This window comes from Sporolactobacillus laevolacticus DSM 442 (genome assembly GCF_000497245.1).
Taxonomy (GTDB): Bacteria; Bacillota; Bacilli; order Bacillales; family Sporolactobacillaceae; genus Sporolactobacillus; species Sporolactobacillus laevolacticus.
Genome location: NZ_AWTC01000019.1, coordinates 55,563 through 66,442 on the forward strand (window position 1 = coordinate 55,563; position 10,880 = coordinate 66,442).

Below are 10,880 nucleotides of genomic sequence, written 5' to 3' on the forward strand. Positions count from 1 at the left end.
CCGCATAATTATGATCAAGCTGCTTCTTTGAACAGAAACAAACGTTAGAAAAATCGTGTAAAATAGTGTTGTATTTATCAATGTAAGGATTAAATCATGACAGTGTATATTCCTTTAGCGATTTTCGTATGATAGCAGCATCGTTCTCCAAATCCGATGCGAGTTTTGTCAGATGCTCCATCCCGGCTGTCTGCTCTTCAATGGATGCTGTCACTTCTTCAGTACCTGCTGCTGTCTGCTCGCTAATTTCTGTCATTCCGTCCATATTATCTTTTATTTCCTTTGTTCGATTTGCCATTTCCCTGATTGCACCGGAAATGTCAGTGATCTGGCTCTGGTTATTCGCCACTGCTTCGGCAATTCGCTTTGCCGCACGCTCGAAATCACTGACAACAATAAATTGTTCTTCAAGTACCTTGCTTGTTTTTCCAGCAAAACCAACCGTATTCTCCGTATCAACACGTATCCCGTTCATCAATTCGGAAATCTCTTTCAGTGCACGATCGGTTTGTTCAGATAGCTTTCTCACTTCATCGGCAACAACGGCAAATCCTTTGCCTTGCTCTCCCGCCCGTGCCGCCTCAATTGCAGCATTCAATGCGAGCAGATTCGTTTGCCCGGCAATTTCGGAAACAGACTCAATGATTTTGCCGACATCCTTCGAACGAGAATCAAGAGACGCAATCGCATCGATAATATCAGCGGTTGCGCTAATCGTCCTTTCCGAGTGATTCCTCAGTTTCACGACAGATTCCTGATTGCCTGCTGAAATGTCTGCCAGTTGTTCAGCACCTTGCTTCATAAAGCCCGTCTGTTCTGTTATATTTGCCATCTTAGTTTCCAGCAGATCTGTCGCTTCTTTATTTTTGGACATTAATTCTGCCTGATCTGAGGCACCTGCAGCGATTTCCGTCATTGTCGATCCGATTTCGTTCGAAGAAGCAGTATGCTCTTCAACGCTTGAAACCAACGACTGAGAAGCATCATTCACTTTTTCGGAAACAGCGGTCATGCTTTCGATGACACTATGATTCATTCGAACCATGTGATTAATTCCTTCGGCAAGAAGAGCAAGTTCATCGTTCCCGGAATCTTTGACGATTACACTCATATCTCCACTTTCCGCTCTAGCTACCGCTAATCGGAGTACATGTACTCTCTTGTTATAGGAAGAAAAAATGAACCGCAGTACTATGGCACCTGCTACAATGGTCACACCAACTGCTAATACCGCAGGAACTAGCATGTCGGATTTCCCTAAGTAGTAAAACACCGCGCCGACAATAATAACGCCAAACAAAAACGCAACTAAATAGAGGCTTTGGAGATTGAACCCCTTCAATATCCAGCGGCCTTCCGCCTTTTTTTTCTCTTTTAAAGCCATGACCGATCCATCCCTTCAAGCCCAGTCTGATAGCTTTTTCACAAACTCGCACGACCCAGCACTACATGTATTATATCGGCTCACAGACGTGAAAGTTTATGGCTTTTAGATAATTATCCTTGCTGGCTGGCACGCATACGCTGGGCATGGTGGCTTCCTGTATAAAACAAATAGTAATAGAGATCAAGCAAGAATACGATCACCATTGCCAGAATCATTCCACTCAGATCAAAAGTAAAGGCATCAATCAGGTGTCCGGTTCGTCCTGGTACAAAAGTTTGGTGCCACTCATCAAACATTGCGTAGCACATTGCAAGTGCAGGTCCACAAAAATAACAAAGCAGACGCGGCATGACTGTAGTCATAAACAGATTGATAATCATAAAGGTTAAGAGGCAGTATTCAGTGACATGGCTCGCCTTTCGGAAAACAAATTCAAACAAGGCATAGGGTTGATCAGAATTGATCTGTTCCCCGCCATAGTTAAAGTTGACATGCGGAAACGTCTCAGATGTCCACTGAAAATGAGCTTTCAGGAACGGCTGCATATTTTGTTCAGAGTATGGCATTGACGAACCTCTATAAATCATAAAGCCAATAAAAAAAATCAACACGAGCCAAAAACAGAAGGCCTTAGGATTTTTTAGCATCTCTTATTCAATCCTTTCATCATAAAATGATTACTCATCAAAACTGTTTGTATTTATTGATAGAATAAACGCTATAATTGCAATCGATTGTAAATTTCGCAACATAAATTCTTAATTATTTCTCAATTATAGCGCAATTGCCCGGGTATTTTGTAGGTATTTTTGCTTTTAAAAATGAAAAAAACGATTAAACTCTATTGTTCGTCAGAATAATAGAGAAATTGGGGAGTGTTTGATTATTGAAGGAATGCCCTCTCGAGCTCAATCAAATATAGCAAAGGATTCGGGCGATTAGGAGGGGATAGGTAATTCTATGCATGATTCCCATACTGATTTTCTTTTTGATCTTCTGAACTTCCTTACGGGTTTCCCAATGAACCATTTTAATTTGGTCGGACAAATCCTCGCCCATGTCATCAATTCGCCGATTCGTTTTTTAGTTCTCGATTTATATCTGAAATGTCATTTTTCATGACTACAATGTCTTGTTTCATCTCTACAATATCTTGCTTCATTTCCTGGACTTGGGCATTTAAACTTTTACGTTGGCGTCAACTTCTTTAATTGCCTCCATAATCATGTTCAATTCCTCAGCCACAAGTAACTCCTCCTTTGTTCTGTCAGCATTTTCCAAATGAGCCCTGCAAGAACATAGTCAAGCCTTCTTACATCTTGCCGTACTAAAATCAACACATAAATTTTTCACCATCATGCCAAAATAGATATATTAAGGCATAATGCAGAAGGAGCAGACAAATGGTCAACAAAGAACAGGAATTCAAACGTCAATTCAAATCAAGAGAAAACACTGGCGAGCATCGCAATGGCCGTCTTGCACAGCAGAAGAATCACGCAGACGGTCATGATGTTCCTAATGAGTATACAAGCCACATTCACAAAAATGATCGTTAATATGCAATCAGATCCGGGAACCTTGATGATAATAGGATTCCCGGATTTTTTTTGGCACCATGCCCCCGCCGGTTGCCCAGAATACATGGGTCGCGCCGGTCATTTTGTCTGCCAACTGATGACGTTTCAGATAGTTCCTGCCCTCATCTGTGCCAAGCAGCATTTGCGGACCGATTAATCCCGCTGCTGCAGACGGTTCAATCCACTTATGCTCAGTATCTGCGAGTGTCTTCAAATACTGAAAAAGCCGGTCATCACGAACTGTCATGCACCCTGAAATGAGAGAACCGGCTTCCTTCCCAACAAAAGCCGATGCTCGCGGAACGGCTAAACCATCTGCAGCTGTCTTGTTATCAAGGCCGAAATCCTGAACAGACACTTGATCATTCAATCCGGTGAGCAGGCCGAGCAGAAAACATGGCGCATGTGTCGGTTCTACAAAGAACGCATGAACATGCGCGCCGAATGCTTTCTTCAAGCCAAAAGTCACACCGCCCGGACCGCCGCCGACCCCGCACGGAAGATACACAAACAGCGGATGATCAGCATCGACCGAAATGCCGGCCTCTTCAAACTGTTTCTTCAAACGTTTTCCAGCTGTCGCATAGCCGACAAACAGATCTTTTGAATTTTCATCATCGATGAAATGGCAATGAGGGTCTTGCGCTGCCTGTTTCCGCCCTTCACGTACAGCAACACTGTAGTCAGCCGAGTACTCTTTGACATACGCACCCTTCTCACGAAGCAAGTCCTTCTTCCATTGACTAGCATCATGCGACATGTGTACCGTAGTATGAAAACCAAGCCTAGCCCCTACAATACCAATACTCAAACCAAGATTTCCAGTTGATCCTACGGCAATTGAATACTGCGAGAAAAATTTACTGAACGAAACATCTGCCAGCTTTGCGTAATTGTCTGTCATCTTTAGCATGCCTTCAGCAATCGCCAATTGTTCTGCAGTTTTCAGCACTTCATAAATGCCGCCGCGCGCCTTAATTGATCCGGAAATCGGCAGTTCACTGTCCGCCTTCATCATCAACCGTCCCGGCAAATGCACACCACGTTGATTGAGTGCTTCCATCATTTTCGGGGCCTCGTATAAGGGCGATTCGATAAAGCCATGGGAACTGCGCGTTTCAGGAAAAGCTGCCTCAAAATACGGAGCGAAGCGACGCAGCCGTTCCTCGGCGTCTGCGACATCAGCAGAGGTGACTATGGAGACTGAACGCTCCTGTCCGTAGTTAGGATTCAGCCAGGTGACTTCCTGCCCTGCAATGATCTTATTTAAAATCGGAAAACCTGAACGCCACTCGTTCAGCGTACGCGTTCCAATAAATTCAGACACCTGATCAACTCCACTCAGATTAGCGTTCTTTTAAAAGAAGTTTCTTGTAATTATAGCAACAATTATTGGCTAAAAACAGTCAGTTATGTAGACTTCAAGCGAGCGTTTCATCTGAATACTAATGAAAAGATTCTGGATTATCAAGGCATATGTATTCACTATTTCCCCTTTATAAAGTCAATAAAGGCTTTCGTCAACCTGGTATATGGTTTGGTGAAAACTAGACATTATTTAACAAAATCTTTGCATAATATTTACTCTTAGAAAAAATTAAAAGAGTAGACTAAGAGACAGTTATGTTTCATGGAATCCCCCTTCTTTCATAGAAGGATGACGGTAGTCATCCAGTTCCGAATGGAAGATGTTCAGATCAGGGCAATGAATAATGCAGACGTTAATCAACGAAACGTTCAAAGCGTTCACTGCATGTTTGAAGGCAGTGACTGGTGTGTTTTAGCTGAAACAGACAAGAAAGAGCGCCTTTCCTTCTCATGCTATTCGGCGGGCTACCGTAATCGTTTCAATTAGGATTGAGGATACCTTTGCTTATGAGTCAAATCTATAAAAAATTGACCAGACGTCCGAGGATTCTGGCCATTTCAGATATTCATGGCCATCTTGGTGGTTTAAAATTACTCCTGAAAGTCGCTTCATATAGTCCAAAATCGGATCAGCTCTATCTACTCGGAGACTATATTGATGAGCCAGCGGATACATGGCAAACACTTAATGAAATAGAGCATCTCTGTCTTCAAGGTGCAGCCGCGATACCCGGAAATAAAGAATTAGAGTGGCTCGCCGATCAGGAACATCAAGAGACAAAACATCCCGCCTATTATTTCGTGCAAGGTCTGCCGCTCTACATTAAAAGCAAAGACTACCTCTTTGTCCACGCAGGTATCCGTCCCGGTATAAAAATGAAAGACCAAACAGCCAAAGACTGCACGACCATTCGCGAGCCCTTTCTCTTTACAGACCCGCACAAAAAAAGAACAATAATATTTGGCCACACCCCAACATACCGGCTCGGCTCAGCGCCAGGCCAAATCTGGCACGGTGAAGGAAAAATCGATATCGATACGGGCGCCAAGCATAATGTTCGACTGACACTGGTTGACCTGACAAATCGCCTCGCCTATTCCTGTTCCACAGCCCCTGAAAGACGGTATGGAAGTTTGAGAATAAATGAATGGTGAGCGAAACCAACCGGAGTAGGGAATGAGATGGATTCTTTGCTTCGGTTGGGTTTTGATTGATTGGAAACACAATATAAAAACAGCAAAAGACCCTGGACGACTTGTCCCAGTCTATTGCTGCTTTTTTATCCCACTTTTATTATTCTCGTTTTTTACTTCTCCAGCTCTGCCTCAATATACGAATTCTTTGAGGATTCCTGCATGCGCCAGTAGACGATCAGGCTGACGAAAATGCACGCGGCGACATAGAAGAAGAACAAGGTTTCGATGCCAATGCTTTTAAACCACAAGGCGACGAATTCTGCTGTCCCGCCGAAGATTGCAACTGTTAGTCCATAAGGCAGGCCGACGCCTAGCGCCCGTATTTCAGTCGGGAAAAGTTCGGCTTTTACGATAGCGTTAATCGAGGTATAACCGGTCACAATAATGAGGCCAACAAGCATGAGCAGAAAGGCTGCAACCGTGCTATGCGATTGTTTCATCAAGATAAAGAGCGGCACGGTCAGAAGTGTTCCGAAGACGCCGAAGAAAAAGAGTAATGGTTTACGGCCGATCCTATCGGATAGTGCACCAGCTAAAGGCTGCAGAACAAGGAAGATAAGCAGAGCAACGAAGTTAATAATGCTGACGACTTCCTTGTCAAGGCCAACCGAATTGATCATGAATTTTTGCAGATAAGTCGTATATGTGTAAAAGGCTACCGTTCCGCCAAGAGTCAGACCAACAACGGTTAAGACAGCTCTCGGATACTGCATCAACGCTTTGATCGTTCCGGCACTCTTTTTAGCCTTTCCGGACATTTTCTTAAATTGATCGGATTCGTCCATCGACAGCCGCAGCCACAATACCGCTAGCGCGCCAAGTGCTCCGATCACAAAAGGAATACGCCAGCCCCATGATTTTAGAGCGGCTTCATTAAGCCACAATTGAAGAATAATTTGAACGCCTAACGCGACCAACTGACCGCCGACAAGCGTCACATACTGGAAACTGGAATAAAAGCCGCGGCGTCCTTTATTTGCCATTTCAGACAGATAAGTCGCTGACGTTCCGTACTCGCCGCCAAGCGACAGACCTTGAAACAATCGTGCAAGCACAAGAATAATCGGAGCGAAGACACCAATTGTTTGGAAACTCGGTGTCACAGCAATCACGAGTGATCCGCTCGCCATAATCGTTATGGAGAGAGTCAGAGCCGCACGTCGGCCGTGACGATCCGCGTAGCGTCCCATAATTAAACTACCAATCGGCCGCATCAGAAAACCAATCGCAAAAATCGCCGCCGTATTTAGGAGTTGCGACGTTGTATCTCCTGACGGAAAGAAGTCTGTTGAGAAATAAACAGCAAAGGCAGCATATACGTACCAGTCATACCATTCAATCATATTTCCCAACGAACCTTTTAATATGTTACCAGCAATGCGGCGTGATTCTGCGCGTTCTATTGTCTTAGCTTCAGCCATATGAACATCTCCTTCGAAAAAAATTTCAATCGCATCTGATTCATGCATCTCCTGCTGCATCTATGAAAAAAATATCCGTCATCACAAATAAGTCCTATAAACTACTTTACACTACTTTTCATCGTTTCGTGAAATGATGTGCATGGAGCAAGGTGATTAATCCTTATTCTACTTGTACGATATTTTGTCTCATTTTCATCTGTGATCAGAGCAATCATTCTTTTAAGTTATCATTAACATAACACAAAGAACATAAATAATCATCCGTTCTTGACCAATTTGTAAAAATCACCAAGAAAATTATTTTTTTTCGTTAATTTTTGTATTTTTTGATTCATTCAGAGTAAATAGCGTATGTGGTTGATGATTTATTTTTGAATCAATAAAAAAAGAACCCACAAACGGGTTCGAGACCACTAAACTAATAGCTTATAAATAAAGATAGCCAAGAAATAACAGATCCTCTTTTAAAGTACAGAATATATTGTTTCTCTGCTTGTCAATGGTGATCTCATTATATACTAGTTATGAATTAGTTCGTATCTCCAAGCGAAAAAACCGCAAGATGCCTATAATCTTCATACTGAGTTTTTAACCATTAATTTTTTCTTTCTTTTACATACTTTTCTTGTAGATAAACAAGTTCATGCAACTCATCACTTAACTAAAATTCCTAGCCATTCTAAAACATCTCCTGTAACGGGTGTAACTATTTGTTCAGTGTCACCATTCATATATACATCATTCCCGACTTTCCAAGGCGCAGCTTTTCCACTTAGTCCGTATGTTGCATCAATATCGCAATTTTAACTTTAACTCTAGTAATAAAGGCGATATAACTACTTGAAATAGTCAAAGACAACACATGTAAATGTTATTTTTTTTGGAAGAATGCATTCTGATCTCGAATCGCCTCTTGTCCAAAATCACTGTTCAAAGATACCAAATCTAGCACTTCATCTTCCTTTAAAAATTTTGAAGCAAATGCACCTATTTCATCGAACGCATTGTTGTAATCATTATCAGTTTCAATCACCAACAAAATGCTTTTATCCAAATTGTTTCTAATCATTTGAAGTAAATATGCACTTTTCACATATCCAACATTACTAAAGAAGTTCTTTAAGTTGTTTACTAATTCAAAAGGATAGTCTTTGGGTATTCCAATAGATATACTTTCTCCTCTTTTAATATTTTTTTGTTTATTTGATAATCCTAAATTTTCCCTTTTTAAAACCAAATTTTGTGTATATGCATTTATTACAATCCCCCTTATCGAAGGATCGGAATGTAATATTTTTACATAGTCACTCAATGTAAAAACGACTGACTGTGAAATTGAATGATCATTAGATTGTATCAAATTTTCCCAGTCTGTAAATGCAGGAATATATTCATTTCCAGCATTATCAACAATTCTGATTATGTTCAATTTATTATTGTCAATTAATTTAGCAGGTAACAGAAAAGTCGCTTTTTCTAATTCCTTATAAAATGAGCTTTGATTTTCTTCTGAATAATAATTTTGAAGTTTTTCAATTTTATCTATCAATCGAGGGTTTTTAATATTTTTGTTTATATCCACGGTGCCTTCTCCTTATAAATCCCCTAATATTTTCCTAACAATTTCCAATTCTTGAAGAACAGAACTTGAATAATGTGTGGTCTCATCAACAAATTGTCTAGATAAACTGGTAAAATCAATCTGCTTCATTGGTAAATGATCTGCTTCAACATCTTGAAGCAATTGACTAATAGTAATATATATGTTCCTAATTGCCCCGGTGTAGTTTTTTTGATTTGGATAATTTTCATCTATTACATTCAGAATATTTTTACAATGATTCAACAATTCATTCATAATTTACCTCCTAATTGGAAACTAGCCTAATATCAGTTATCCATTCTAAACTCCAATCTTGTGGCAATAAAATCTGATCTGCTCCACCTTTTAAGATTGTTCCAGTAGATTTGATTGTTTGAAATTCCACTTTTCCAATATTCAATACTTGATCCTTAGGTATGGTTACTTCAACTTCATACATGCGACTGTTTCCCCATTCAGGTAACAATGCAGTATCAATTTTTGAATCAATTCTTGAAAGAGCAGGACTAGTTGTAGCAAATGCTCCACCTGCATCTGCTCTACCTCCGAAAGTTCTATAGACTTTGATTTCTGTGTCAGTTTTTACTGTTCTATATTGACCATCAGTATATGTCTTTTTAAGACCATCCGGTAAATTAGTCTTTTCAATCTCTGTTACTTTAGAATCTATTTTTGTTGCGTATTTATTAGTTCCACTTGCAACTTCATCTAAAGAGTTATAGGCACCAACTCTTTCAATCACTTTATCGGAATGATGTGTTTCCCCATTAATCTTCCTCACTGTCACTACTTGCTTCTGATTTTGGATGCGATCAAAGAGTTTATATGCACTGTCTCCGCCAGGTTCCTTGGCAAGGACAAGCAGTTGTTTTCTTAACTTCGCTGTATTAATCACGTTGTACGGCAGTTTCCCGACCTTAGCGGTAACTATTTGGGTTTGAAGCATACGAGCAAGTGGTTCGGGATCATCGTCAGGCGTCGACCGCGCCATCTTATTGCTAACATTTTTGATTTTAATTTTAAATGCCGCAACTTCTTTTTGCTTCTGAATCTGACTTACAAGATCGTATGAATAGTCTCTTTTCGATTCTTGAGCAATGACCAATAACTGCTTTTTAATCTTCGCCGTGTTGATCACGTTATACGGCAAATTACCGGCTTTGGCTGCTTCGATTAGAGTTTGAAGTGTTTCTTCGCTCATCCCCCCAGCTTCTATTTTACCTGACTTACCTGCTACCTTGCTGATTGTTTTGGCAGTGTTTGACACTTTGACGGTGAGTTCGGCTGCTTCTGCGATTCTCCCAGCTCTACTTACTTTATCTAATCCTTTTGTTCCGACGAAGGAGCTGGCGATCGTTGTTGCTGCGTAGCCGAGCCATTGCGCGCGAGTTAACGGATCGCCATGAACCATATTTTTCTCAAAGGAGTCATGAATTCCTTGAGCGAGATATGCGGACGTTTGGTTCCGATGCATGAGCGCTTCAGCGGTACGGATTGGATGTTGAAACATATAGCCAACTCCGGTTACCATATCCATCGTGGCTTTACCGGCTCCATAGTTCAATTTCACCTTTAGTAACTCAATCTTTTGATCAATTGGAAGGCTATTGAATAGGCTTGTAGAGCTCTCTTTTTCAGCCTTTCTCGCTTTTTCCTGTTGCCTCTTAGTCTCGAGATACTTTNATAGGCTTGTAGAGCTCTCTTTTTCAGCCTTTCTCGCTTTTTCCTGTTGCCTCTTAGTCTCGAGATACTTTTGCGCTTCCTTCGCCATTTCGTCCTGAACTTTATAGATTTTGCTGTCATGATAGGCCTGAGCGTTAAAATGCATCGGTTGAACATCGGCGCCTTGCCGGGTAGCGTGGATCAGTTCTTCATATAATGCCTTGATATTTGACAATTCCTCAGTGACTTGCCGGTATTCATTGGTCAGGTTCTGATCGAGTTCCTGAACATCAAGCACCATTTTCGCTCGTTTTTCTTCGGCGGCATCAAGCGCTTGATCAACGTCGTGATTGGAAAAAGTATGAATCGGCACGAGGTCGGAAATGCTACCTAAGATTTTCGCGATCTCTTCGCGCTGATCGGTAATCATTTCTTTGGCGCGGACATAGCCCCTGGACAAGTCCTCATCGAGAAAAGGCACCTGAACATGGGTATTCCCACCTAAATTTTTGTCGTCAATCGTTCCGGCAACGCCATGATAATAGGCGATTTGCTTGTCGATCAACCGCAGCCAGGCATCCACCACATTGACTTGTGCCGCGTAGAAGTTCTTTATTGATTCAGCTCCCTGCCCTTGAAAATCAGAACCGAGATTGGTG

10 protein-coding genes are annotated in these 10,880 nt (G+C 41.4%); 3 read left to right on the forward strand and 7 right to left on the reverse strand.

Annotated elements, in window-relative coordinates; genetic code table 11:
- Positions 1 to 94 precede the first annotated feature (94 nt).
- The gene (locus P343_RS34055; RefSeq protein ID WP_023511396.1) at positions 95 to 1,384 is read right to left on the reverse strand and encodes a methyl-accepting chemotaxis protein; all 1,290 of its coding nucleotides are present in this window, start codon (positions 1,382 to 1,384) and stop codon (positions 95 to 97) included.
- A gap of 113 nt (positions 1,385 to 1,497) precedes the next feature.
- Positions 1,498 to 2,034, reverse strand: coding sequence for a VanZ family protein (locus tag P343_RS34060; RefSeq protein ID WP_031264209.1), 537 nt, complete (start codon positions 2,032 to 2,034; stop codon positions 1,498 to 1,500).
- Positions 2,035 to 2,790: 756 nt separating this feature from the next.
- On the opposite strand from P343_RS34060, the gene P343_RS37270 reads away from it, so the two are divergent.
- Positions 2,791 to 2,946 (forward strand): hypothetical protein, encoded by a 156-nt coding sequence (locus P343_RS37270; protein WP_023511400.1) that lies wholly within the window; start codon positions 2,791 to 2,793, stop codon positions 2,944 to 2,946.
- 7 nt (positions 2,947 to 2,953) lie between these two features.
- Here the strand turns inward: P343_RS37270 and P343_RS34065 are convergent, their stop codons facing one another.
- The gene (locus P343_RS34065) at positions 2,954 to 4,294 is read right to left on the reverse strand and encodes a D-serine ammonia-lyase (RefSeq protein WP_023511401.1); all 1,341 of its coding nucleotides are present in this window, start codon (positions 4,292 to 4,294) and stop codon (positions 2,954 to 2,956) included.
- A 330-nt stretch (positions 4,295 to 4,624) separates the two neighbouring features.
- On the opposite strand from P343_RS34065, the gene P343_RS34070 reads away from it, so the two are divergent.
- Both P343_RS34070 and P343_RS34075 read left to right on the forward strand, forming a co-directional pair.
- Complete coding sequence (locus tag P343_RS34070; protein ID WP_023511402.1) at positions 4,625 to 4,822, forward strand: hypothetical protein; 198 nt, start codon at positions 4,625 to 4,627, stop codon at positions 4,820 to 4,822.
- Between the two features lie 20 nt (positions 4,823 to 4,842).
- On the forward strand, positions 4,843 to 5,490 hold the full coding sequence (locus P343_RS34075) for a metallophosphoesterase (RefSeq protein WP_023511403.1): 648 nt from the start codon (positions 4,843 to 4,845) through the stop codon (positions 5,488 to 5,490).
- Between the two features lie 152 nt (positions 5,491 to 5,642).
- On the opposite strand, the gene P343_RS34080 is transcribed toward P343_RS34075, so the two are convergent.
- The 4 genes from P343_RS34080 to P343_RS34095 form a co-directional block, all read right to left on the reverse strand.
- Positions 5,643 to 6,953: an MFS transporter gene (locus tag P343_RS34080; RefSeq protein WP_031264211.1), complete on the reverse strand. Its 1,311-nt coding sequence runs from the start codon at positions 6,951 to 6,953 to the stop codon at positions 5,643 to 5,645.
- An 874-nt stretch (positions 6,954 to 7,827) separates the two neighbouring features.
- Complete coding sequence (locus tag P343_RS34085) at positions 7,828 to 8,538, reverse strand: enhanced serine sensitivity protein SseB (RefSeq protein WP_023511405.1); 711 nt, start codon at positions 8,536 to 8,538, stop codon at positions 7,828 to 7,830.
- A gap of 12 nt (positions 8,539 to 8,550) precedes the next feature.
- Positions 8,551 to 8,814 (reverse strand): hypothetical protein, encoded by a 264-nt coding sequence (locus tag P343_RS34090; protein ID WP_023511406.1) that lies wholly within the window; start codon positions 8,812 to 8,814, stop codon positions 8,551 to 8,553.
- 10 nt (positions 8,815 to 8,824) lie between these two features.
- Positions 8,825 to 10,837, reverse strand: coding sequence for a T7SS effector LXG polymorphic toxin (locus P343_RS34095; protein WP_422784835.1), 2,013 nt, complete (start codon positions 10,835 to 10,837; stop codon positions 8,825 to 8,827).
- Between the last annotated feature and the right edge of the window lie 43 nt (positions 10,838 to 10,880).

What these genes read in the sequence shown, in the direction of transcription:
- P343_RS34080 (WP_031264211.1), bottom strand. Translation starts at nt 6,953, where the DNA reads ATGGCTGAAGCTAAGACAATAGAACGCGCAGAATCACGCCGCATTGCT.
- P343_RS34090 (WP_023511406.1), bottom strand. Translation starts at nt 8,814, where the DNA reads ATGAATGAATTGTTGAATCATTGTAAAAATATTCTGAATGTAATAGAT.
- P343_RS34060 (WP_031264209.1), bottom strand. Translation starts at nt 2,034, where the DNA reads ATGCTAAAAAATCCTAAGGCCTTCTGTTTTTGGCTCGTGTTGATTTTT.
- P343_RS34055 (WP_023511396.1), bottom strand. Translation starts at nt 1,384, where the DNA reads ATGGCTTTAAAAGAGAAAAAAAAGGCGGAAGGCCGCTGGATATTGAAG.
- P343_RS34075 (WP_023511403.1), top strand. Translation starts at nt 4,843, where the DNA reads ATGAGTCAAATCTATAAAAAATTGACCAGACGTCCGAGGATTCTGGCC.
- P343_RS34070 (WP_023511402.1), top strand. Translation starts at nt 4,625, where the DNA reads ATGACGGTAGTCATCCAGTTCCGAATGGAAGATGTTCAGATCAGGGCA.
- P343_RS37270 (WP_023511400.1), top strand. Translation starts at nt 2,791, where the DNA reads ATGGTCAACAAAGAACAGGAATTCAAACGTCAATTCAAATCAAGAGAA.